We start from the raw sequence: 22,720 nt of genomic DNA on the forward strand, positions 1-22,720 counted from the left end.
GCTTGCGGAACAGGGACAGGGCAGGCAGTGCTATCAGCGCCCGCACCAGCGTGCGGCGTGACATTTTTTTGAAGAAACTCATGACAGGTCTCTCGTACAGGGGCTTCGATGCGCGCATGACATTCCCCGAACGGCACACGCATCGTCACAGAGGCCAGTATCGTGCCAAGCCTGGTCTCAAGGCAGTGAAAATGCGGGCAAGCGGCACAACCGAATGCAAACAAAGTTAGAATTTTCTTAACGGGCAAGGTGTGCTGGACCGCCCGGCTCACGCGGCCGCGGAAATGTCCGTATCGAGGATCGTCAGGTTGCGGCCGCGATGCTTGGCCTGGTAGAGGCGCCGGTCCGCGGCGCGCATCAGTTCCGAGACGTTGATGTCCTCGCCGCAGACGGTGCCGCCGATGCTGACGGTCAGCGGAATGGTCCGTTCGTCAACCGGCCGGAAGCGGATCAGCTCGACCTCGCGGCGAATGCGCTCGGCAACGCGTTTGGCCTCCTTTTCGGTGGCGCCGACCAGAAACGCGCCGAACTCCTCGCCGCCGATGCGGCCAAGCACGTCGCCGCTGCGCACGCCGCGCTCGATGGCGCTGGCGATCAGCAGCAGCGCGTCGTCGCCGGTCAGGTGGCCGAAGCTGTCATTGATCTTCTTGAAATGATCGGCGTCGATGATCAGCAGCGCACCACGGTCGGACTTGCGCCGGGAGCCGTCGAGCGCGGCAAAGAAACTTTCCCGGTTGAGCATGCCGGTCATGTCGTCGCGGCTGGCCTTCTCCGCCAGGCGGCGGTGCGCCGCGGCAAGCTGGGCGTGGGCTCGGGCAAGTTCGCGGTGCGCGTTTTTCAGCCTGTCGCTCTGCCAGAAGGTGCTGACGCAGGCCACCCATGCAAGCACCAGCGGGCAGAGTGTGGAGGTCAGCCAAATGGTTCGGTTGATCGGGAATCCAAGGGCCGGAACGATGATCAGCGTCAGAAGAAGCGAAGCGGCGACGGAGGCGAAAGCGATAGCGGCGGATTTCAGAATTATGGTGTTCATCGCTGGCTCCCCACAAGACTGTCTCTGTGCCAGCAAGCCCTGAAGGCCACCTTTCCCGGTTGCTTAAAATTTGAATCGTGCGGCCATTTCTGCCACTGAAAGCGCGTGGAAGTTGTGGATAAAGTCTCTTTCAGAATTTCCGTTTCATGCCATAAGGAGCGCATGACCACGCTGCCTGATCCCGCTCGCTTCGCCCATGTCACTGACTGGGTGTTCGACCTCGACAACACGCTCTATCCGCATCATTCGAATCTGTTCTCGCAGATCGACGTCAAGATGACCGCCTATGTCGGGGAACTGCTGGCGCTGCCGCGCGAGGAGGCGCGCAAGCTGCAGAAGGAGCTCTATCGCGAATATGGCACGACGCTGAATGGGCTGATGACGCGCCACGGCATCGACCCCGACGATTTTCTCGAGAAGGTGCATGACATCGACTATTCATGGCTCGTGCCCGACCCTGTTCTCGGCACCGCCATCCGCCAGCTTCCCGGCCGCAAGTTCATCTTCACCAATGGCGACCGCAGGCACGCCGAGCGCACCGCGCGCCAGCTCGGCATCCTCGACCATTTTGATGACATCTTCGATATCGTCGCCGCCGGCCTCAACCCCAAGCCCGCGCGCCAGACCTACGAGAAGTTCGCCGCACTGCACGCCGTCACCGGCCACAATGCGGTGATGTTCGAGGATCTCGCCCGCAACCTGGAGGTGCCGAAGTCGCTGGGCATGACCACGGTGCTGGTGGTGCCGCGCAATTTCGAGCCGACCTTTGCCGAGATCTGGGAGCGCGACCCTGCGCAGGAGGATGACGTCGATTACGTCACCGACGATCTGGCGGGGTTTCTGACGGGGATAGTCGCCGGGGCAGTAGGGCAGTAGGGCAGTAGGGCAGGCGCTCTCAGCCCCTGATTCCCGGATCTATTTCCCCTACTGCCTTACTTCCCTACTCCCTTACTCCCCTAATTTGTAGAACCGGCTGATAATCCCCCAGGCCTCATCCGCGGTGTCGACGAAATCGATGATGTCCTGGTCGCCGGGGCTGATCGTGCCTTGCTCGGCGAGGAAGTCGAGATCGATCGCGCGCTTCCAGAACGACTTGCCGAACAGGATCACCGGCACGCGCTCCATGCGTCCGGTCTGGATCAAGGTCAGCGTCTCGAAGAACTCGTCCATCGTGCCGAAGCCGCCGGGAAACACCGCAACCGCCTTGGCGCGCATGACGAAATGCATCTTGCGGATGGCGAAATAGTGGAAGTTGAAACAGAGCTCCGGCGTCACATAGATGTTCGGCGCCTGCTCGTGCGGCAGCACGATGTTGAGCCCGATCGACGGCGCGCCGACATCGTCGGCACCGCGATTTCCCGCTTCCATCACGCCGGGACCACCGCCGGTCACCACGACATATTCGCGGTAGTATGAGGCGGCCGACTGCTGCGAGCACAGGCGAGCGAATTTGCGCGCCTCCTCGTAATATTTGCTGTTTTCCTCGAGGTTCTTCCTTTGCGTCTCGTTCTTGGCCGCCCAGGCTTCGCCTCCGGGTTCCGGCAGGCGCGCGCCGCCAAACAGGATCACGGTCGAACGGATACCGCGCTCGGCCAGGATCATTTCCGGCTTCAAAAGTTCGAGCTGCAGACGCACCGCGCGCAATTCGCGCCGCGTCATGAAGTCGGGATCGTTCCAGGCAAGCCGATAGGTCTCGGCCCGCGTCTGCGGCGTGTCCGGCACGCTTTTCGACCGCTCCAGATCCTCGTCCGAATGCGGCAGCGGCGTCCACCCCGCCTTTTCCATAGGAGTCATAACTACCCGTCCAATTCCCTTAACTGCGCCGTCCCGTGACGCACACGCGATTGACCCCCATTGAGCCTTAACATAAGCAGGTTCCGCAAAAGTGTGCGGCGGTTTTGCGACAAGAACCTGCTACATGCAAAGACCCAGGCAGGCAAAGCCTGCCAGGGGTCCGCGCGACTTTCAAAACAGGTTAAGGCGTAGCCCCTTAACAGCTTGGTAATGGAGCGAATTCATGTCGAAGCCCGATCTGGCGAGCCTCGAAAAGACCATCGAGAAGGCCTTCGAGGAACGCGACACGATTTCGACCGCGACCCGCGGCGAAACGCGCGATGCTATCCAGTCGGCGCTCGACCTGCTCGATCACGGCACGGTGCGCGTCGCCGAGCGCCAGGCGGACGGCAAGTGGCATGTCAACCAATGGCTGAAGAAGGCGGTGCTGCTGTCCTTCCGGCTCAACCCGATGGAGATCATCAAGGGCGGTCCGGGCGAAGCCGTGTGGTGGGACAAGGTGCCGTCGAAGTTCGATGGCTGGAGCGCCGTCGATTTCGAGAAGGCGGGTTTTCGCGCGGTGCCGTCGTCGATCGTGCGCCGCTCGGCCTATGTCGCCCCGGGCGCCGTGCTGATGCCGTCATTCGTCAATGTCGGTGCCTATGTCGATACGGGCACCATGGTCGACACCTGGGCTTCGGTCGGCTCCTGCGCCCAGATCGGCAAGAACGTGCACCTGTCAGGCGGCGTCGGCATCGGCGGCGTGCTGGAGCCGATGCAGGCCGGCCCCACCATCATCGAGGACAATTGCTTCATCGGCGCGCGTTCGGAAGTCGTCGAGGGTTGCATCGTGCGCGAAGGCTCGGTGCTCGGCATGGGCGTCTTCATCGGCCAGTCGACCAAGATCGTCGACCGCGCCACCGGCGAAATCTTCTATGGCGAAGTGCCGCCAAATTCCGTCGTCGTCGCCGGCTCGATGCCCGGCAAGCCGTTTCCAAACAACGAGCCTGGCCCCAGCCTCTACTGCGCCGTCATCGTCAAGCGGGTCGATGCCAAGACCCGCTCCAAGACCTCGATCAACGAGTTGCTGCGCGATTGATATTTTCGCAAAGCGGGCGCACCTTCCGCCGGCGCGACAATCGGTCGCGCTGATTCACATGGAGGGGTGACATGGACTGGAAATATCTGCTGACCAGCTACGAGGGCCGCATCAACCGCGGTAAATTCTGGGCTTGCGTGGGTGTGATTTTCGTCGGTGCGATTGTCGCGATGATTCTCGACAATATCCTCGGCACGACATTCAACAGCATGCCTTACGGCTTTATCTATGTGCTATACACGCTCGCCATGCTCTATTCGATCTTCGGCATCTACGCCAAACGCTGGCATGACCGTGGCAAGTCCGGTTGGTGGACGCTGATCGCCCTCGTGCCCTTCATCGGCGCCATCTGGCTGCTGGTTGAGCTAGGAATTCTCGAAGGCACCAAGGGTGCCAATCAATACGGACCGGACCCGCTTGCCTGACAGATCGGATCTCACCTGGCTTTTCTTCAAAACATCGGGCCGCGTCAGCCGCGCGGCCTATTTTCTTGGCGGGCTGCTGGTCGCCATCATCCAGGCATTCCCGCTCTACCGCTTCACGCTGGTGCCGGAAGGCTCGGCCGAGAGCAACATGTGGTCGTTCATCTTCTTCATCGCCTTCATCGCCTCGCTGTGGTCGAACATCGCACTGGCGGTGAAACGCCTGCATGACCTCGACAAGCCGGGTATTGCCGCACTGATCCTGTTCGTGCCGGTCGTCTCGATCGTCGCCTTTCTTGTGTTGTGCCTGTTTCCAGGGCAGCCTGGGCCCAACCGCTATGGCCGGCACACCAACGAGCCGGCGCAACCCTGAGGATCGATCGGACATGCGCTACCGCACGCTTGATCCGAAACTGATCATCGACACCGCCGAGCGGCTTGAGGAGCGCGTTGCAGAACGGTTTCCCCAGGCCGGACTGCGTGGCGTCGCCGCCGAACTGGTGTCGCTGTCGCGCGATCTGGCCAAGGCGGCTCAGGCGCTCGAGGCGCCGATCTGGTGGCTGCGCGGGCTGATCATCGCCGCCGTCGTCGCCGGCGCGCTGATCTTCCTGTTCGTCGGCACCATCCTGCCGCTCATTCACATCTCCCAGGCCGACGATGCGGTGCAATCAGTGCAAGGCATCGAAGCCACGATCAACATGATCATCCTTGCCGTGCTCGGCCTGCTGGCGCTGATCCGCACCGAGGAGCGTATCAAGCGCAAGCGGGTGTTCCGCCAATTGCACGGCCTGCGCTCGCTGATCCATGTCATCGACATGCACCAGCTGACCAAAGATCCGGCAGCACTTTCGGCCAGTTTCAGGCCGACGGCGCATTCGCCCGCCCGCATCACCAATGCCGCCGACCTGGCGCGCTACCTCGACTATTGCTCCGAAATGCTGTCGATCACCGGCAAGATCGCCGCGCTCTTCGCCCAGTCGGTCAATGATGACGTCGTCATCGACGGCGTCAACGACATCGAGAACCTGGCGTCCAACCTGTCGCGAAAGATCTGGCAGAAGATCACGCTGATCGAGCGCCACCCGGCGGCGCAACCTGTTCCGGCGTCAGGCCCGGCGAGCCCAGCCGCGCCGCCTCAGCCGCGCGCACCAAAGCGGTAACGCTTTTCAGGAGCGGCGCCGGCGTACCCGTTTTTTCGGCGAGGCCGATCACCGCCCCCTGCAACTCGCCGATCTCCGTCGGCCGGCCGCGCTGCAGATCGTCCCACATCGACGAGCGGGCCTCGGGGTCGATCGCCAGCATGCGCCGCGCCAGCAGTTTGAACAGCCAGTCCGGCAGCCGGAGCACCTTCGGCAGCAGCGCCGGCCGCAGCCCGGCGACGCGCGCCGGCTCGATATCGGAGGCTTTCATCGCCAGCAGGGCCTCGTCGATCTGGCCGGCCAGGATCAACCGCCAGCGGCGATCGGCGAGTTCGCTCGCCAGCGGCAGGCCCGACAGCGCCACCAGCGCGTTGTTGAGATTCATCAGAAGCTTGCCCCACAGCACAGCCTTCATGTCGCCATGCGTCTCGACCGCCAGTCCTTCGACATCAAGAAGACTGGCGACATCGAGAAGGCCGGCAAGGCCGGCGCCGCCGTCCTCGATCATCACCTTGCCGTCGCTGGCGCGGTGGACGCGCAGCGGTAGGTCGCCGTCCGGCGATTGCACCACATTGAACGGCACCATGCCGGCCAGCACGGTTCGCTGGCCAAGCCCGGATCGCAGCCTGTCGGCATTGTCGACGCCGTTCTGCAGGCTGATCACCACGGCATCGGGGCGGGCATGTGCCTTGATCAGCGCTGCCATCTCCTGCGTCGCACCACTCTTGACGGTCACCAGGATCACGCCCGCCTTCGGCAAGGCGGCGGACGGATCGGCGGTGATCCCGAGCCCGTCCGGCTTGACCAGGCGATCGCGGCCTTCAAGGTCGCTGATGCGCAATCCACCCTGCCGCAGCGCGGCCTCGATGCGCTGCCGGGCCAGCAGAATCACCTGCCGCCCGGCAAGCGCCAGGCAGCCGCCGACATAGCAGCCAATGCTGCCGGCGCCGGCGATGACGATCCGCTTTTCCCCGTCTGCCATCTCTTGCTCCGCACCTGTCCGCAACTATACGACATGAAAACCATAATGTCGGCGGCATCGTCTGCCATGGGGCTGGCCTCTATGTCTGGCCGTGACAGGCCTTCCGCTTTCGACTATCGCTTTTGCCATGACGCTGCCGACAGACCCCGCCGAAAACCTTGCCGCCCTCATCCGTTGTGCCTCGGTGACACCAGCCGAAGGCGGTGCGCTGAGCGCGCTGGAAACGATGCTGAAGCCGCTCGGCTTCCTGGTCGACCGGCCGGTGTTTTCGGAAGACGGCACGCCCGACATCGAGAACCTCTATGCAAGGCGGTCCGGCAACGGCCCGCATCTGATGTTCGCCGGCCATACCGATGTCGTGCCGGTTGGCGACGAAGCCGCCTGGACGCATCCGCCCTTCGCCGCCGAGATCGCCAATGGCGAAATGTATGGCCGTGGTGCGGTCGACATGAAGGGCGGCATTGCCTGTTTCATTGCTGCCGTGGCGCGCCATGTCGAGACGCATGGCGGCCCCAAGGGCTCGGTCTCGCTGCTGATCACCGGCGACGAGGAAGGCCCCGCCATCAACGGCACTGTCAAGCTGCTCGAATGGGCGGCTTCCAAAGGCGAGAAATGGGATGCCTCGATCGTCGGCGAACCGACCAACCCCGATGCGCTCGGCGACATGATCAAGATCGGCCGCCGCGGCTCGATGTCCGGTTCGATCACTGTCAATGGCCGCCAGGGCCATGCCGCCTATCCGCAACTTGCCGACAATCCGGTGCGCGGGCTGATGAGCCTGGTCGACGCCTTGCTGCATCCCGTCTTTGACAAGGGCACGAAGGATTTCCAGCCGACCAACCTGGAGGTCACCTCCATCGATGTCGGCAACCCGGCCACCAATGTCATTCCGGCCAAGGCCACCGCGACCTTCAACATTCGCTTCAACGATACCTGGACGGCCGAGACCGTGCAGGCCGAAATCCACAACCGCCTCGACCAGGCAGCCAAGCGCAAGAAGTACCGGCCGGGCAAGAAGACGCCGGTTGATTACGACCTTGTCTGGCGCGACAGGCCAAGCCATGTCTTTCTGACCCGTGACGACAAGCTCGTCGACACGCTTGCCGGCTCGATCAAGGCGGCGGTCGGCAAGGAGCCGACGCTGTCGACCTCCGGCGGCACATCGGATGCGCGCTTCATCAAGGATTACTGCCCGGTGGTCGAGTTCGGCCTGGTCGGCAAGACCATGCACATGGTCGACGAGCGCGTCGCCATCGCCGATCTCGAAACGCTGACGCGGATCTACCAGCGCTTCATCGAAGACTGGTTCGGGCGGGGCTGAGCAGCATGCTTACGGCGGACGAAACCCAAGCTTCGCTGATCGGCGCCTGGCGGCTGATGCTCGGCAAGGCCGACGGCCTGCGCCTGCTCGACCTGTCGGCCGACGGCTTCTGGAATTCCTTCTTCGCCATCGTCGTTGCGGCACCGGCGTTGATCGTCGGCTGGGTCGGCATCGCCAACGAGATCGGCGATCCCGACGCCTTCGTCGGCCGTTTCGGGATGCTGATACGCCTGGCGACGGTCGATATTGGCTCCTGGGTGCTGCCGCTGATCGCGCTCGCTCTGGTCGCGCCGCGCGCCGGCATCGGCGGGCGCTTTGTCCACTATGTCGTCGCCAGCAACTGGGCCTCGGCCATCACCGCCTGGCTGATGCTGCCTTCGGCGCTGATCCGGCTTTTCCTGTCCTCGGCGAGCCAGATCTCGAGCATTGTGTCGCTGCTGCTGTTTGCCCTGTCGATGGTGCTGACCTGGCGTATGACCAACGCCACGATCGGCAAGGGCGCGGCAGTCGGCACCGCCGTTTTCACCGGCATGTTCATCGCTTCGTTGTTGGTGCTGTTCGGGTTGCAGATGCTGCTTGGCATCACCGTCCCCGATGATATCGGGGCTCAAAGCCTTTCCGGACTGTCCCCGGGGTAGGGGGCTCCTGGCTCTATTCCGAATAGAGCCCCCGGACTCTATTCTGAATAGAGCCTTCGGACTCTATTCAGGGATAATCGACACCAACGAGAAAAAGCCCGTCGGGCGGCGCCACCTGGCCGCAGGCAGCGCGGTCGCGTGCTTCGAGCGCAGCCTTGAGGTCGGCCGCGGTCCAGCCGCCATCGCCGACGCGCTTGAGCGAGCCGACCATCGAGCGCACCTGGTTGTGCAGGAAGGAGCGCGCCGAAGCCCTCACTTCGATCAGGTCACCGTGCCGGCTCACATCGAGCCGCTCCAGCGTCCTGATCGGGCTGTTGGCCTGGCACTGGGTCGAGCGGAAGGTGGTGAAGTCATGCCGGCCAAGCAGGGTTTTCGCTGCCTCATGCATGGCCTCGGCATCGAGCCGCTTCGGCACCCACCACACCTTGCCCTTGTCCAGCGCCGCGGGCGCGCGCCGGTTGAGGATGCGGTAGAGGTAATGCCGGCCAGTGGCCGAGAAGCGCGCATCGAAATCGTCGGGGACGATTGTCGCCTTCAGGATGGCGACATGCGCGCCAGCTGCCTGCAGATGGGCGTTGATGGCATCGCGCACCTTGTCTTCAGGCCATGCCTTGGCGAGGTCGACATGTGCGACCTGGGCGGTCGCATGCACGCCGGCATCGGTGCGGCCGGCGGCGCGCATCCGCACCGCCTCGCCACTGAATTTTTCGATGGCCTGCTCGATCGCCTGCTGCACCGAAGGCTGATCGGCCTGGTGCTGCCAGCCGGCAAACAGGCGGCCGTCATATTCGATGTCGAGGCGAAAACGCGGCATGCCGGAGCGCTATACGCACTCGCCTACGCGGCGAGTGCGGTGAAGGCGGAAGCGTAGACCAGCCGGCCGGCCTCCGGAGCGTCGCCCCAGGTCAACGCCTGCAGCGCTTCGCCCTGGTATTCGCTCTCGAACTTTTCGGCACGCGCATGGCTGTAGCCGAAACGGCCGTAATAGGCCGGGTCGCCTAGCACCACGGCCAGCGTCTCGCCGGCATCCCTGAGACGGATATGCGCCTCGCGGATCAGCGCGCCGCCAATGCCGCTGCCATGGAACGACGGCTCCACCGCCAGCGGCGCCAGCGCCACGGCCGCAAAGCTCTTGCCGCCATTGCTGACGAACAGCCGCGAAAACAGGATATGGCCGACCACCTGGCCGTCTTCTTCCGCCACCAGCTCGACGACGGCGTCGCCGCCAGTCACCAACGCGTCGACCAGCCCGGCCTCCGCCTGTTGGCCGAAAGCGTGTTCTTCGACGAGGCGAATGGCCTCGCGATCCCGCGGCGTTGCCGCGCGTATCGACATCATGCTCATGAGAACTTCATTCCTTTTACGATCTTGGCTCCGCGCAGGAATTCCGACGCGGCGGCGGGCTTTCCGCCCGCACGTTGAACTTCGACCAGCCTGACCGCGCCTGTTCCGCAGGCGACCGTCAGCCGGTCATCGAGAATTCCTCCCGACTCGCCCAAATCTTCCGAAAGCGACAAGCCATCGGACAGTGTTGAGCGAAGCAGTTTCAGCCGTTCCATGCGGCCGCCAATTTCAATTTCGGACCAGGCGCCGGGAAAGGGCGACAGGCCACGAATGTGGTTATGAACCTCGGCCGCAGGCCGCGTCCAGTCCACGTGCGTCTCGGATTTATCGATTTTTCTGGCGTAAGTCACCCCTTCCGCCGCTTGCGCGGTAAATGTCAGGGTATTCCTTTCCAGCCGCGCCAGCGCTTCCACCATCAGGGCAGCACCGACACTCATCAACCGATCATGCAGATCGCCGGCAGTCATATCGGGTTCGATGGCGCATTTTTCAAGCAATCCCACCGGTCCGGTGTCCAGCCCCTCTTCCATGCGCATCACCATCATGCCGCTTTCCAGGTCTCCAGCCATGATGGCGCGCTGGATGGGGGCGGCACCGCGCCAGCGCGGCAAAAGCGACGCATGGCCGTTGATGCAGCCAAGCCGGGGTGCGTCGAGAACAGCCTTCGGCAACAGCAAACCATAGGCGACGACCACGGCGATATCGGCGCCGAGGGCGCTGAAGGCCGCCTGCTCGGCCTCGCTCTTGAGGGATGTCGGCGTACGTACCTCGATGCCCAGCCGTTCGGCCTCGCGCTGCACCGGCGACGTCGTCAGCTCCAGCCCGCGCCGGCCGGCGGCGCGCGGCGGCTGCGTGTAGACGGCTGAAATCTCATGTCCGGCCTCGGCGATCGCGCGCAGCGTCGGCACCGAAAACTCCGGCGTGCCCATGAAGATGACGCGAAGGGGCATTTTCCCCTATCCCACCAGCTTGCCCGGCGCCTTGTCCTTGGCGAGCTTCTTGAACTTCTTCACCACCATGTCGCGCTTCAGCTTCGAGATGTGGTCGATGAACAGAACGCCGTTGAGATGGTCAATCTCATGCTGCAGGCAGGTGGCCATCAGGCCTTCGGCCTCCATCTCCTGCAGCTTGCCGTCGCGATCGAGATATTTCACGCGAACGGAAGCCGGGCGTTCGACCTCGGCGTAATAGTCGGGGATCGACAGGCAGCCTTCCTCGTAGACCGAACGCGCGTCGGCGCTGCTCAGCACCTCCGGGTTGATGAAGACATGCGGCGCCGGCGTTTCGTCTTCCTTGGCGAGGTCGATCACCAGCATGCGCACGGGCTCGCCGATCTGGATTGCCGCCAGCCCGATGCCGGGCGCGTCATACATGGTCGCCAGCATGTCGTCGGCGAGTTTGCGCAAAGGAGCGTCGACGCGCTCCACCGGCTTGGAAAGCTGGCGCAGGATGGGATCGGGAAGGATGATGAGCGGCTTGATCGGCATGGCGTCCCACGTAAGACGTCCAGCGAAAAGCGTCAACCGGGGCATCCAAGCCGTGTTCTTGTTTTGATCTGTGCGATCAGGCCGAATCGGCTATGCTGTCCACATGAATGATCTGAGTAGCATCCTTTCGCAGCCTGTCGCCCGGCTTGGCGCCTCGACAATCACGCTCGGCCACGCCCTGGCCTTCGGCGCCTTGCTGTTTCTCGGCCTGTTCGTGGCGCTGGTCATCGCGCTGTGGCGGTCGGCCAAGGCGCGCGCGGTCGCTGCCGCGGAAGCCGCCGACCATGCCCGCGACGCCGAGGCGCGGATGGCCGGCATATTGCAAAGCCAGGCCGAGATGCAGGGCCGCATGGGCGCCATCGCCGAAGTGTTCGGCGCGCGCCAGGCCGAGCTGACGCAGTCGATCGGCCAGCGGCTCGACGCCATGACCGGCCGGCTCGGCCAGACCATGACCGAGCAGACCAAATCCACGCATGAGAGCCTGGCCAAACTGCAGGAGCGGCTGGCGATCATCGACGTCGCGCAAGGCAACATCCAGTCGCTTGCCGGCCAGGTCGTGCAGTTGCAGGCGATCCTCTCCAACAAGCAGACGCGTGGCGCCTTCGGTCAGTCACGCATGGAGGCGATCGTCGCCGACGGCCTGCCGATGGGCGCCTACGAATTCCAGGCGACGCTGTCGAACGGCAGCCGGCCGGATTGCCTGGTGAAGATGCCCAACGGCGCGCCGTCGCTGGCCATCGACGCAAAATTTCCACTGGAAGCCTGGAATGCCATCCGCGCCGCCGACGGCGCCGATCTGCAGAAGGTTGCTTCGCAGGCTTTCCGCCGCGACATCGAGATCCATGTCCGCGATATCTCGGAGAAATACCTGATCCAGGGCGAGACGCAGGACACCGCCTTCATGTTCGTGCCGTCGGAATCGGTGTTCGCCGAGATCCACGAAAACTTCGAGGCGATCATCCACAAGGCGCACCGCGCCCGAATTGTCATCGTCTCGCCATCGCTGCTGATGCTGTCGATCCAGGTCATCCAGGCGATACTCAAGGATGCCCGCATGCGCGAACAGGCGCATCTGATCCAGGGCGAGGTGATCCGGCTGATGGAGGATGTCGCGCGTGTCGACGAACGCGTGCGCAAGCTGCAGGTCCATTTCGGCCAGTCGGCCAAGGACATCGATGACATCCTTGTCTCGACATCGAAGGTGACCAAGCGCGGCCAGAAGATCGAGGCGCTGGAGTTCGGCGTGCAGCCCGATGGCGATGCGGCCCCGGAGACACCGTCAAGGGCACCTGCCAAACTTGACCCCGGCCCGCGCGTTGCCGATTCAAAGACCGGACAGCTCAGGCTGCGGGTCGTCGAGGGCGACGACTGAACCCGTTTCGACGCGATGCGCTTTAGGCCACAGCCACGATGACATGTGCCTGAATTTTGGCGGCAACCTCGCCGCTGCCATGCCTGGCCGCAATCGCGGCTGCGGCATAGTCCGTGGCGGCGTCGAGTTTCCCCGGATCACGGGCCACGATCTCGGTGCGAAGCACGGTTCCCTGACAATAGGCAACGGCCGGAATGCGCGGCGAGGGCGCACGGCTTTGTTCAGCCCTCGTCTCGATCGCCACGCTGGAAAAACCTGCCTCCTCAAGGTCGCTGCGGATCAATGCCGTATCGTGGTAGCCGTGCGGCGTGCGGGCCAGAAAGCGGGGTGGATCGTTCGGAAACATCCTGGCCAAGGCATTCGTCACATCATCGGCAAACACATTCTCTTCGATGCGATCCCATACGTTGAACAGAAAATGGCCGCCGGGCTTCAGCACCCGCCTTGCCTCGCGGTAGGCGGCGGGGCGGCTGGGAAAGAACATCGCACCGAACTGGCAGCAAACGAGATCGAAGGCCGCATCTTCAAATGGCAGCGCCATGGCGTCAGCCTGGCGCCATCGGATGCGACTGTCGGGCGCTTGACGCGACGCAGCGTAGTCGAGCATCGGCTGGTTGAGGTCGGTCACGACATAGCTTGCGTCAGGGGATAGTTTTGGCGCCAGGGCTCGGGTGACGACGCCGGTGCCCGCGGCGACTTCCAGCACGGCGCTGGGCGAGAGGGACGCGGCTCGCCGGGCAAGGTCCGCGGCAAACGGCTCGAAAATCAGCGGCACCATATAGCGGTCGTAGTTTTCCGGGATCGAGCCGGCAAACAACTTGTCCGTTTCCAACATCGCTATCCCCGCCCGTTTGATGGCGAGTGACGCTAGCACATAATTGCGTGTCTGGGCGGCTTTCGACCCGAGAAACGGGGCTACTGCTCCTCCACGGTTGCCATGCCTTCGAATTCCGGAAGCCAGTGCAGAGCCGATCTGTGCCACTTCTGTTGTCTTGGGGTCAAATCCTGGCGTTGCCGCGCGGTGCCGACCCTGATCCCATAGATTTTCGGGCCATCGCCGACCGACGTTGCGTAAAGATGTGAACCGCAGTCGGCGCAGAAGGCCTGAACGCGCTTGGCGCCACTCGCTACGGTTTTGATATAGACTTTCGGCGTCCCCCGGGTGATCCGATAATGTTCCTCAGGCGCGGGAACGGTGACGCGAAAGGCCGTGCCGGTCAGTTGCTGGCAGTCAGTGCAATGGCAGATCGAGGTCTTTGCCGGGTCGACTTCCGCTTCGTAGGTGATGGCGCCGCAATGGCACCCGCCATCGATCTTCATGGTTGTTCCTCCAAAAATCCACCCACTGATCTTAGCGGAGCAAGGCGCCGGAGCAAACGATGCACCTGTGGTCCAGGACTAGTTGGACGCGGCTTCGATCAGCTTGCGCCGCTGCTCCCAGGTGCCTGTCGTCTGCGGCTTGACGAACAGCCGCGTGATCTCCGGCATCTCCTTCTTCAGCAGTGCCTCGAGGCGCTCGACACAGGCTTCGATCTCGGGCGCCGTCAGATGGTCCTCGAACTCGATGCTCAAGCCGGCAACGATCTCTTGCGGTCCCATGTGGACGGTCAGCACGCCGTTGGCCCGCTGCACCGCCGGATCCTGCTGGACGATCGCCAGCACCTTTTTCTGCACCTCGGGGGAAGCCGGCTCGCCGATGAGCAGCCCCTTGCTTTCGCGGGCCAGGAAGATCGCTGTTGCACCGAGGATGAGTGCGATGCCGATCGAGGCGGCGCCGTCGAGCTCCGGCATCTCCAGCAACTCCGCCGCCAATATGCCGACAAAGGCGACGATCAGGCCGAGAAGCGCCGCACTGTCCTCGAACAGCACCGTATAGACGCTCGGATCCTTGCTCGATTGTACGGCCTGCAGCCAGCCCTGCTTGCCCTTCTCTCGGCGAAATTCCTTCAGCGCCACCATCCAGGAGCTGCCTTCGAACAGGAAGGACAGGCCGAGAACGATATAATTGACCTTGGCGTTGGCGACAGGTTCCGGCGCCATGATGTGGATGATGCCCTCGTAGAACGACACGCCGGCGCCCAGCGCGAACACCAGCAGGGCAACGATGAAGCTCCAGAAGTAAAGTTCGCGGCCGTGGCCGAGCGGATGCGTGCGGTCGGCCGGTCGCGCGGCCCGGTGCATGCCGTAGAGCAGCAGGCCGCCATTGCCGGTATCGACCAGCGAGTGCACGCCTTCCGACAGCATCGCCGAGCTGCCGGTGAAGAAGGCGGCGGCGAATTTGGTCAGCGCGATCGCCAGATTACCGGCGAGCGCCGCGTAGATAACCGTTTTCGAGCCACCATGCCCGGCCATGCAGTCTTGTCCCCTTCAGCATGCCCATTGTAACGGCCCTGCCGCCGAAGCTCCACAGGCAGCACAACGCGCGAACCGTCCAGCCGTTCAGACGGTTGAAGACTTGCGAGCAGGAACGCCTTCTATTCGACGATCTCGTCGGTCCACACCTTGAAGCCGGCAAGTGTCCCTGGTCCGAAAATATGGGTTAGCGGCACATCTGCCGCATCGCGCCCGGAGGCGATCAGGATGCGACCGATGCGCGGTGCGTTGTTGCGCGGGTCGAAAGCGTGCCAGCGGCCGCCGAGATAGACCTCCATCCAGGCGCAGAAATCCATGCTCGACCACGGCTTCGGCATGCCAATATCGCTGATGTAACCGGTGCAGTAACGCGTCGGGATGTTGAGTGCCCGGCAGAAGGTGACGGCGAGATGCGCGTAGTCGCGACACACGCCGCTCTGCTCGCGATAGGCTTCCGCCGCGGTGCGCGTCGGCCGCGCGTTGCCGTAATTGAAGATGATGTGGTTGTGGACGAAATCGCACACCGCCTGCACGCGCGGGATGCCGAGCGGCGTATGGCCGAACAGCCGCCACGCTTCGCTGGCCAAAAGGTCGCTCTCGCAAAACCGGCTGGGCAGCAGGAACAGCAGCGTTTCCGCCGGCAGGTCGCGCACCTCGTGCTGCCAGGCCATCAGTTCGCTCATCTCGAATGTGCCGGGCGCGCGGATGACCGCATCGGTGCCGAATGTGAACCGGCCGGGTGGAGCAACGAAGCGGTTGCACCAATTGCCGAAACTGTCGCGGTAGCTCTCGATCGGCACCGGCGGATTCGATGTCAGAAAATCCGGGCGCTCGAGATCGGAGGCGCGGGAATAGTGGACATTGAGCATCGCGATCAGCGGCGTTTCCTGCGGGAAGTCGAAACTCATCTCGCAGCCAATGTGGATCCGCATTGTCGTCCTGACCGGCCTGCCCAGCGATCACCCGGCGAAAGCGCGGGTCGATGCTGCAGTGCGAAGATGAGAATGGCACGGACCGCCATGGTTTACGAGCAAATTAGAAACCGGTTGAAAGCAGCCTGCCGGCCGCCGCGACGGGCGCGCTGCCCCCTTGCAGCAAAGCGTTTCTCTTGTTTCACTCTGCATCCCGCAACTGGAGGAACGAATCATGGCTAAAGGTGCGATGAAGGCAGGCAAGGAAGCCCGCAAGCCGAAGAAGGATGCCAAGAAGCCGGTAGCCGCTCCCGCCCTGAAGGCGCCGCCGGTCAAGGCGATGCGCATCAAGGAAAAGTAGGCTCGGCAAGTCAGGCGCGGCAAAATCCCGCCGGCGGCGTCAGACAATGCCGCCGGGTTGATCGGGCGTTTGGGCAATCCTATATCTATGGCGCGGGGACGACCCCGCGCCTCCCCGAAAATTCGGTCGGGACGACCCGCCATTATGATCAGCATCTCAGGAGCGGATTTGTCTCCGGCCTGATGCTGGATGGAGCGTTCCCGATGTCATGGATTCTTCTGTTTTTCGCCGGCCTGTTCGAAATCGGCTGGGCGATCGGGCTCAAATACACCGATGGCTTCTCGAAACTGGTGCCGACGGTCCTCACCGTCGCTTCGATGATCGTCAGCCTTACTTTGCTTGGCCTGGCGCTGAAGGCGCTTCCCGTCGGCACCGCCTATGCGGTGTGGACCGGCATCGGCACCGTCGGCACGGCGCTGCTCGGCATCTGGCTGCTCGGCGAGCCGGCCACCGCGATCAGGCTCGCCTGCATCGCGCTGATCGTCTGCGGCATCATGGGACTGAAGTTCGCGGCCTGATTGCGTCCGGGCGTTCGTCCTCGGGCTTGGCCCGAGGGGGCGCGGCCGCCGACATGACCTGCCTCGGAGACGCTCAAAGCCTTGCTTTCACGCAAACGCCTTCAGGGCCGCTGCAAGGCGACCCTGGTTCCAAATTTCGAAGCTTGGCCGCTAAGGCGTTAGCGGGCTGAGAAGCCTGGAGGCGTTCTGCCGGTGCGCTGCTTGCGCGCCGCATAGCGTGCGTCGCGTTTTGCTTTGCGTTCGGCTTCGTCGGCCAGCAAACGGGCGATGCGCTCGTTCTCTTCGGCTTCCTTGATCTTCGCTTCAGCCTGTGACGCTTCTTCGGCCGCAATGCGTGCCGCTTCGGCCGCTGCCTCGCGCTCGGCCTTCTCGACCGCCTCGCGTGCCAGCTTCTCCTGCTTCAGCCTTGCCTTTTCAGCTTCGCGAATCTCGCGGGCCTCGAGGATTGCCTTGCGTTCGGCCTGTCGCGCCACGACTGCAGGGTCATCTGCCGCCGGCTTCGACTTGAAGCGCTCCAGAAGCGCCTTCTTTGCCTCGTTCGCGGCATTGCGCCGCTCGAAAATGTCTTTTTCCCTGTAGATAGCCAAGTCCACTTCCCTGAAGTCAATTCGCGACGCTTACATACGCGCGAATGCCGAGAGTTCAAGCGCCAAAACGGTATGCCAGCCATGAAATTCCGCGATGTTGCGCGCGGGAGACGCCTTTTTCACCAAATCAACATGCACTGTTCACCGCCAGCCCCTCTGGCGGCGAGGCGGGGCGGTGGCTACTTCTAGCGGCAAAACCCAACACCAGGATGACATCACATGGAACTCGGTCTCTACACCTTTGCCGACGTCAGCCCGCAGCCGGGCCCCGGCGCCATCGGGCCGCATGAGCGGCTGCGCAACCTGATCGAGGAGGTCGAACTGGCCGACCAGGTCGGTCTCGACGTCTTCGGTCTGGGCGAGCATCACCGGCCTGACTATGCCGCCTCTGCGCCGGTCGTGGCCCTGGCGGCGGCTGCCGAACGCTCGAAACGCATCAAGCTGACCAGCGCGGTCACCGTGCTCTCCTCGGACGATCCGGTGCGCGTGTTCCAGCAGTTCGCCACGCTCGATCTTCTGTCGGGCGGCCGTGCCGAGATCATGGCCGGGCGCGGTTCGTTCATCGAATCCTTCCCGCTGTTCGGCTACAATCTTGAAGACTATGACGAACTCTTCGCCGAAAAGCTCGATCTGCTGCTTGCCATCCGCGATCAGGTGAAGGTCACCTGGTCCGGCAATCTGCGTGCACCGATCAACGATCGTGGCGTCTATCCCCGGCCGTTTCAGGACAGGTTGCCGGTCTGGATCGCCATTGGCGGGACGCCACAGTCCGCTGCCCGCGCCGGCGCGCTCGGCTTGCCGCTGGCGCTCGCCATCATCGGCGGCGAACCGGCGCGCTTCGCGCCGCTGTTCGATCTTTACCGCGAAGCTGCCAAGCGCGCCGGCAGTGACCCGGCAGGGCTTGCCACCAGCATCAACGTGCACGGCTTCATTGCCGAGACGACCGAGCAGGCTGCCGACGATTTCTACGGTCCGCAGGCCGAAGTGATGAACCGCATAGGCCGTGAGCGTGGCTGGGGCCCGACATCGCGAGCGCATTTCGACCAGTCGCGTGGTCCCAATGGCGCGCTGTTCGTCGGCAGTCCGGAGCAGGTGGCCGAAAAGATCGTCGCCCAGCACAGAATCTTCAACAATGACCGCTTCCTGCTGCAGATGGCGATCGGCACCATGCCGCATGCCAAGACCATGAAGGCGATCGAACTTTACGGGACCAAGGTGGCGCCGATCGTGCGCAAGGAAACGGCGAAAACCGCGCCGGCCGTGGCAGCGCCCGTCGCTTGAGTTACGTGAGCAACGGCTAGGGCTGCGGACGCGGGCCTGCCGGCTAACGGAACCTTGAGGCCACGCTAGCGTTTTCGGTCAACGGTTTGCACCAATTGCGGTGCGCCGCTGAGGGACCGTGATGAAAGCCGAACCCGCCGTTCTGGGCACAGGCGTTGCCGAGGCCGAAGAATCGCGCGAGGTGGCGCGTGCCGATACGCATCTGATGCGCACGCTGCTGGTCGGCATTTTCATCTTCATGACCGTTTATACGCTCTATTTCGCCCGCGCCTTCTTCATGCCGGTCATGCTGGCCTTCCTGCTGGCGCTGACATTGACGCCGATCGTGCGGCTGCTGCGCAAACGCGGCATTCCCGAAGCGGTGTCGGCGACCTTGCTGGTGCTGCTGTCCATCTGCGTCTTCGCCAGCGCCGGCTATTTGCTCTCAGGCCCGGTCATCGATCTCCTCAACAACACCTCGTCGATCGGCCAGCAGCTCACCGAGCGGCTGGCGCAGTTGCGGCGGCCGCTGGAAAAGATCATGCAGGTCTCGCATCAGATCGAGCAAATGACCGAGACCTCGCAGGAGCCGGGCATCCAGAAGGTGGCGGTCGCCCAGTCCGGTATTCTGTCGGCGGCCGCCAGCAACATCCTCTCGGCGGGCACAAGCCTCACCATCATCTTCGTGCTGTCGCTGTTCCTGCTCGCCTCGGGCACGATGTTCTACGAGAAGATCATCCAGTCCTTCGCCAGCCTCAGCGAGAAGAAGCGGGCGTTGCGCGTCGTCTATGACGTCGAGCGCGAAATCTCGCACTATCTGCTCACCGTCACCATCATCAATGTCGGCCTCGGTGCCGTCATCGGCCTTGGCCTGTGGGCGCTCGGCATGCCCAACCCGCTGGTCTGGGGCGTCGCCGCCGCGCTGTTCAACTTCCTGCCCTATGTCGGCGCGCTGCTGACCATCGTTTTGGTCGCGGTGATGGCGCTGATCAGCTTCGACACCATTTCCTACGCGCTGCTGGCGCCGGCCTTCGTGCTGTTGTGCGATATTGTCGAAGGCCAGTTCGTGACACCGATGGTGGTCGGCAGGCGCCTGGAGATCAACGCCGTGGCGATCTTCATCGCCATCGCCTTCTGGTCATGGCTGTGGGGTTTCGTCGGCGCCCTGATGGCGGTGCCGCTGCTGGTCGTCATAAAAGTGTTCTGCGACCATTTCGAGGGGCTCGGCCCTGTCGGCAATTTCCTCGCCGCGCAGCAAACCGTCGTGGTGGAGGACGAGCCCGCCGAGGAGAATGGCAAGGCCGCCGCCTAACCGGCTAGCCGTGTTTGCGGCGCCCGGAGCGAATGCCTATATCCGGCCGGACAATGGCCGGTGCTCCTTCCCGATGAACGACGCTTCCTTCGACCTCGACGCCTATCTCGCTCGCATCGGCTACGCCGGTCCGCGTGACGCATCGCTGGACACGCTGAAGGCGCTGCATCTCCTGCATCCGCAGGCGATCCCCTTCGAGAACATCGATCCGTTTCTTGGCCGCCCGGTCCGGCTCGACCTTGCCGCTATGCAGGACAAGATCATCCTTGGCGGGCGTGGCGGCTATTGCTTCGAGCACAACCTCCTCCTCATGCACGCGCTGAAGGCGCTTGGCTTTCAGGTCATCGGCCTGGCCGCACGCGTGCTTTGGGGCCAGCCGGAAGATGCCATCACCGCGCGCAGCCACATGCTTTTGCGCATCGAGCTTGATGGCCGGACCTATATCGCCGATGTCGGCTTCGGCGGCCTGACCCTGACCGCGCCGCTGCTGCTCGAGCCAGGCCTGGAGCAAAAGACCCCGCACGAGACATTCCGCATCGTCGAGGCCGACGATCATTTCCGCCTGCAGGCTTCAATCGGTGGCGACTGGCGCTCGCTCTACCGCTTCGACCTGCAGCCGCAACACGAGGTCGACTATTCCGTCACCAACTACTTCCTGTCGACCAGCCCGACATCGCATTTCCTGTCCACCGTCATTGCGGCACGCGCCACACCGGACCGGCGCTACGCGTTGCGCGGCGTCAAGCTGTCGATCCATCACCTTGGCGGCCGCACCGAGCAGACAGAGATAACCACCGCCGCCCAACTCGCCGACACGCTGGAAGACCAGCTCGGCATCATCATTCCCGACCGCACGGCTTTCGAGGCCAAGGTGCGTGAGAAGAAGATCGTGGAGACCAACGTATGACCGAACTGTCCGTTCTCGACCTGTCGCCGATCGTCGAAGGCAGCAATGCCTCGCAGTCGCTGGCCAACTCGCTCGATCTCGCCCGCCATGCCGAACAGCTGGGTTACAAGCGCTACTGGCTGGCCGAGCACCACAACATGCCGGGCATCGCCAGTGCAGCAACGGCCGTGGTCATCGCCCATGTCGCCGGCGGCACCAAAACCATTCGCGTTGGTGCGGGCGGCATCATGCTGCCCAACCATGCGCCGCTGGTCATTGCCGAGCAGTTCGGCACGCTGGCCGCCTTGTTTCCCGGCCGTATCGATCTCGGCCTCGGCCGGGCCCCCGGCACCGACATGAACACCGCGCGCGCCTTGCGCCGCAACCTTGAGGCCGGCGTCGACAATTTTCCGCAGGATGTCGTCGAGCTGATGGGCTATTTCCTCCCCGCAGAGGAAGGCCAGCGCCTCAGGGCCGTGCCGGGCGAGGGCCAGTCCGTACCGATCTGGATCCTCGGTTCCAGCCTTTATGGCGCGCAGCTCGCCGCCATGCTCGGCCTGCCCTATGCCTTCGCCTCGCATTTCGCGCCGGCCGAGCTCGATCATGCGCTGGACATCTACCGCTCGCGCTTCCAGCCGTCGGAACAGCTCGACAGGCCGCATGTCATGCTCGGCCTCAATGTCTTTGCAGCACCCACCGATGCCGAGGCGCGTCTGCTGTTCACCTCGCTGCAGCAGGCTTTCGTCAATCTGCGCACCGGCCGGCCCGGACGCTTGCCGCCGCCGGTCGAGAATTATGACCGCGATCTCGATCCGATGGCGAAAACCATGCTGGGCCAGGCGCTGTCCTGCGCCGTTGTCGGTTCTCCCGAAACGGTCCGCCAGGGCATCGACGCCTTCGTGCGCCGCACCGGCGCCGATGAAGTGATGGTCACCGCGCAAATCTTCGACCACGCGGCGCGGGTGCGGTCGTTCGAGATCCTGGCCGACGCGCACAAATCGCTGTCGCAGGCGGCCTGACATTTTGTCTCTCGCCGGGTCCTTTTGCCGGTAGCGATGCTCTGCTAAGTGCGGAGCATCCAGAGGCAAGAGCGAGCTTTCCCGTGACCCATGATCTTGACGCCCGCACGCAGTTTGCCATCGATCTGGCGCGGCGGGCAGGCGAACTCGGCCTCAAATATTTCCGCGATCTGGAAAGCCTGACCATCGAGAGCAAGGGCCATCAGGACCTGGTCTCGCAAGCCGACCGCGAAGTCGAGCTGTTCATCCGCGCGGCCATCGCCGCCGATTACCCGCAGGACGGCATCGTCGGCGAGGAGCATGCCTCGGTCACTGGTTCGACCGGCTATGTCTGGGTCATCGACCCCATCGACGGCACCGCCAATTTCGTACGCGGTATTCCGGCCTGGTGCGTGGTGATCGCTTGCGCAAAGGACGGGGAGACGGTCGTCGGCGTCATCCACGAGCCATCGACCGGTGAAACCTTCCACGGCAGGCTCGGCGGCGGCGCCTTCGTCAATGGCAGGCCGATCAAGACAAGTGCCGCGACCAGCCTGGAGGAAGGCTCGGTGGGAACCGGATTTTCAAACCGGGCTGAGGCCGAGAACATCGCCGTGCTGATCAGCAGGATCCTCGCCGAAGGTGGCGTCTTCTTCCGCAACGCATCCGGCGCGCTGATGTTGGCCTATGTGGCCTCGGGCCGGCTGCTTGGTTATGTCGAAGAGCATATGAACGCCTGGGACTGCCTGGCCGGGATGCTGTTGATCGAGGAGGCCGGCGGCACTGTTCTGAAGGCCGATCCGAAGACGGTGCTGCAGAGCGGGACGCAAGTCATCACGGGCGGCAAGGGCGTCTTTTCGAAACTGCAGGCGCTTTGTTCCGGGGTGTTCAGGCCCTGATCAGGATCGATACGGCAGATATCTGATAG

The 22,720-nt window shown here is 63.5% G+C and carries 27 protein-coding genes; 15 read left to right on the forward strand and 12 right to left on the reverse strand.

The genetic code is table 11. The features are described 5' to 3' along the window. Positions 1-268: 268 nt before the first annotated feature. Positions 269-1,030: a GGDEF domain-containing protein gene (locus AC1DX0_RS00820; RefSeq protein WP_477218837.1), complete on the reverse strand. Its 762-nt coding sequence runs from the start codon at positions 1,028-1,030 to the stop codon at positions 269-271. A 162-nt stretch (positions 1,031-1,192) separates the two neighbouring features. On the opposite strand from AC1DX0_RS00820, the gene AC1DX0_RS00825 reads away from it, so the two are divergent. Next, positions 1,193-1,906 carry a pyrimidine 5'-nucleotidase gene (locus AC1DX0_RS00825; RefSeq protein WP_477218836.1) on the forward strand — a complete coding sequence of 238 codons (714 nt, stop codon included), beginning with the start codon at positions 1,193-1,195 and terminating at the stop codon, positions 1,904-1,906. A gap of 72 nt (positions 1,907-1,978) precedes the next feature. Here AC1DX0_RS00825 and AC1DX0_RS00830 read toward each other — a convergent pair whose 3' ends face one another. Next, the gene (locus AC1DX0_RS00830) at positions 1,979-2,824 is read right to left on the reverse strand and encodes an LOG family protein (protein WP_476096023.1); all 846 of its coding nucleotides are present in this window, start codon (positions 2,822-2,824) and stop codon (positions 1,979-1,981) included. A 223-nt stretch (positions 2,825-3,047) separates the two neighbouring features. Here AC1DX0_RS00830 and dapD point away from each other — a divergent pair, with 223 nt between their 5' ends. From dapD to AC1DX0_RS00850, 4 genes are all read left to right on the forward strand, one after another. Next, entirely contained in the window at positions 3,048-3,902 is an 855-nt protein-coding gene (dapD, locus tag AC1DX0_RS00835; protein ID WP_027040861.1) for a 2,3,4,5-tetrahydropyridine-2,6-dicarboxylate N-succinyltransferase, read from the forward strand. Positions 3,903-3,973: 71 nt separating this feature from the next. Continuing rightward, on the forward strand, positions 3,974-4,327 hold the full coding sequence (locus AC1DX0_RS00840) for a DUF805 domain-containing protein (RefSeq protein WP_477218835.1): 354 nt from the start codon (positions 3,974-3,976) through the stop codon (positions 4,325-4,327). Next, entirely contained in the window at positions 4,320-4,697 is a 378-nt protein-coding gene (locus AC1DX0_RS00845) for a DUF805 domain-containing protein (protein ID WP_477218834.1), read from the forward strand. Before AC1DX0_RS00840 ends, AC1DX0_RS00845 begins: the two co-directional genes overlap by 8 nt. 13 nt (positions 4,698-4,710) lie before the next feature. Beyond that, positions 4,711-5,484: a hypothetical protein gene (locus AC1DX0_RS00850; RefSeq protein WP_477218833.1), complete on the forward strand. Its 774-nt coding sequence runs from the start codon at positions 4,711-4,713 to the stop codon at positions 5,482-5,484. On the opposite strand, the gene AC1DX0_RS00855 is transcribed toward AC1DX0_RS00850, so the two are convergent. Next, on the reverse strand, positions 5,387-6,445 hold the full coding sequence (locus AC1DX0_RS00855) for a 2-dehydropantoate 2-reductase (protein ID WP_477218832.1): 1,059 nt from the start codon (positions 6,443-6,445) through the stop codon (positions 5,387-5,389). The two genes, AC1DX0_RS00850 and AC1DX0_RS00855, sit on opposite strands and share 98 nt — an antisense overlap. 127 nt (positions 6,446-6,572) lie before the next feature. On the opposite strand from AC1DX0_RS00855, the gene dapE reads away from it, so the two are divergent. After that, positions 6,573-7,766 carry a succinyl-diaminopimelate desuccinylase gene (dapE, locus tag AC1DX0_RS00860; RefSeq protein WP_477218831.1) on the forward strand — a complete coding sequence of 398 codons (1,194 nt, stop codon included), beginning with the start codon at positions 6,573-6,575 and terminating at the stop codon, positions 7,764-7,766. 5 nt (positions 7,767-7,771) lie between these two features. Beyond that, positions 7,772-8,404, forward strand: a complete 633-nt coding sequence (locus AC1DX0_RS00865; RefSeq protein WP_477218830.1) for a transporter — start codon at positions 7,772-7,774, stop codon at positions 8,402-8,404. A 67-nt stretch (positions 8,405-8,471) separates the two neighbouring features. Here AC1DX0_RS00865 and truA read toward each other — a convergent pair whose 3' ends face one another. From truA to def, 4 genes are read right to left on the reverse strand one after another with little or no spacing between them, the layout of a single operon-like run. Beyond that, the gene (gene truA, locus AC1DX0_RS00870; RefSeq protein ID WP_477218829.1) at positions 8,472-9,218 is read right to left on the reverse strand and encodes a tRNA pseudouridine(38-40) synthase TruA; all 747 of its coding nucleotides are present in this window, start codon (positions 9,216-9,218) and stop codon (positions 8,472-8,474) included. A gap of 23 nt (positions 9,219-9,241) precedes the next feature. After that, positions 9,242-9,748 carry a GNAT family N-acetyltransferase gene (locus AC1DX0_RS00875; RefSeq protein WP_477218828.1) on the reverse strand — a complete coding sequence of 169 codons (507 nt, stop codon included), beginning with the start codon at positions 9,746-9,748 and terminating at the stop codon, positions 9,242-9,244. Continuing rightward, positions 9,745-10,698, reverse strand: a complete 954-nt coding sequence (gene fmt / locus AC1DX0_RS00880; RefSeq protein WP_477218827.1) for a methionyl-tRNA formyltransferase — start codon at positions 10,696-10,698, stop codon at positions 9,745-9,747. The genes AC1DX0_RS00875 and fmt overlap by 4 nt, the downstream gene beginning before the upstream one ends. Positions 10,699-10,704: 6 nt before the next feature. Beyond that, positions 10,705-11,235, reverse strand: coding sequence for a peptide deformylase (gene def / locus AC1DX0_RS00885; RefSeq protein ID WP_477218826.1), 531 nt, complete (start codon positions 11,233-11,235; stop codon positions 10,705-10,707). Positions 11,236-11,338: 103 nt separating this feature from the next. Between def and AC1DX0_RS00890 the strand changes: the two genes are divergently transcribed. Continuing rightward, the gene (locus AC1DX0_RS00890; RefSeq protein ID WP_477218825.1) at positions 11,339-12,607 is read left to right on the forward strand and encodes a DNA recombination protein RmuC; all 1,269 of its coding nucleotides are present in this window, start codon (positions 11,339-11,341) and stop codon (positions 12,605-12,607) included. 22 nt (positions 12,608-12,629) lie between these two features. Here AC1DX0_RS00890 and AC1DX0_RS00895 read toward each other — a convergent pair whose 3' ends face one another. The 4 genes from AC1DX0_RS00895 to AC1DX0_RS00910 form a co-directional block, all read right to left on the reverse strand. Further along, complete coding sequence (locus AC1DX0_RS00895) at positions 12,630-13,442, reverse strand: class I SAM-dependent methyltransferase (protein ID WP_477219106.1); 813 nt, start codon at positions 13,440-13,442, stop codon at positions 12,630-12,632. Positions 13,443-13,522: 80 nt separating this feature from the next. Further along, on the reverse strand, positions 13,523-13,927 hold the full coding sequence (locus AC1DX0_RS00900; RefSeq protein WP_477218824.1) for a GFA family protein: 405 nt from the start codon (positions 13,925-13,927) through the stop codon (positions 13,523-13,525). Positions 13,928-14,005: 78 nt separating this feature from the next. Further along, on the reverse strand, positions 14,006-14,959 hold the full coding sequence (locus tag AC1DX0_RS00905) for a cation diffusion facilitator family transporter (protein ID WP_477218823.1): 954 nt from the start codon (positions 14,957-14,959) through the stop codon (positions 14,006-14,008). Between the two features lie 122 nt (positions 14,960-15,081). After that, entirely contained in the window at positions 15,082-15,891 is an 810-nt protein-coding gene (locus tag AC1DX0_RS00910; RefSeq protein ID WP_477218822.1) for a transglutaminase-like domain-containing protein, read from the reverse strand. 214 nt (positions 15,892-16,105) lie between these two features. Here AC1DX0_RS00910 and AC1DX0_RS00915 point away from each other — a divergent pair, with 214 nt between their 5' ends. Beyond that, the gene (locus tag AC1DX0_RS00915) at positions 16,106-16,231 is read left to right on the forward strand and encodes a hypothetical protein (protein WP_023772267.1); all 126 of its coding nucleotides are present in this window, start codon (positions 16,106-16,108) and stop codon (positions 16,229-16,231) included. Between the two features lie 203 nt (positions 16,232-16,434). Beyond that, on the forward strand, positions 16,435-16,749 hold the full coding sequence (gene sugE / locus AC1DX0_RS00920; protein WP_064990686.1) for a quaternary ammonium compound efflux SMR transporter SugE: 315 nt from the start codon (positions 16,435-16,437) through the stop codon (positions 16,747-16,749). 158 nt (positions 16,750-16,907) lie between these two features. Here the strand turns inward: sugE and AC1DX0_RS00925 are convergent, their stop codons facing one another. Beyond that, the gene (locus AC1DX0_RS00925; protein ID WP_477218821.1) at positions 16,908-17,336 is read right to left on the reverse strand and encodes a DUF6481 family protein; all 429 of its coding nucleotides are present in this window, start codon (positions 17,334-17,336) and stop codon (positions 16,908-16,910) included. A gap of 219 nt (positions 17,337-17,555) precedes the next feature. Between AC1DX0_RS00925 and AC1DX0_RS00930 the strand changes: the two genes are divergently transcribed. From AC1DX0_RS00930 to AC1DX0_RS00950, 5 genes are all read left to right on the forward strand, one after another. Beyond that, the gene (locus tag AC1DX0_RS00930; RefSeq protein WP_477218820.1) at positions 17,556-18,617 is read left to right on the forward strand and encodes an LLM class flavin-dependent oxidoreductase; all 1,062 of its coding nucleotides are present in this window, start codon (positions 17,556-17,558) and stop codon (positions 18,615-18,617) included. A 121-nt stretch (positions 18,618-18,738) separates the two neighbouring features. Further along, positions 18,739-19,908, forward strand: coding sequence for an AI-2E family transporter (locus tag AC1DX0_RS00935; protein WP_477218819.1), 1,170 nt, complete (start codon positions 18,739-18,741; stop codon positions 19,906-19,908). Positions 19,909-19,981: 73 nt separating this feature from the next. Beyond that, positions 19,982-20,815 carry an arylamine N-acetyltransferase family protein gene (locus AC1DX0_RS00940; RefSeq protein ID WP_477218818.1) on the forward strand — a complete coding sequence of 278 codons (834 nt, stop codon included), beginning with the start codon at positions 19,982-19,984 and terminating at the stop codon, positions 20,813-20,815. Next, the gene (locus AC1DX0_RS00945) at positions 20,812-21,813 is read left to right on the forward strand and encodes an LLM class flavin-dependent oxidoreductase (protein ID WP_477218817.1); all 1,002 of its coding nucleotides are present in this window, start codon (positions 20,812-20,814) and stop codon (positions 21,811-21,813) included. The genes AC1DX0_RS00940 and AC1DX0_RS00945 overlap by 4 nt, the downstream gene beginning before the upstream one ends. A gap of 83 nt (positions 21,814-21,896) precedes the next feature. Beyond that, a complete protein-coding gene (locus tag AC1DX0_RS00950) occupies positions 21,897-22,691 on the forward strand; it encodes an inositol monophosphatase family protein (RefSeq protein ID WP_477218816.1) in 795 nt (264 codons plus the stop codon). The last annotated feature ends 29 nt before the right edge of the window (positions 22,692-22,720 follow it).

The sequence above is a fragment of the Mesorhizobium sp. P3_A9 genome, assembly GCF_056402975.1.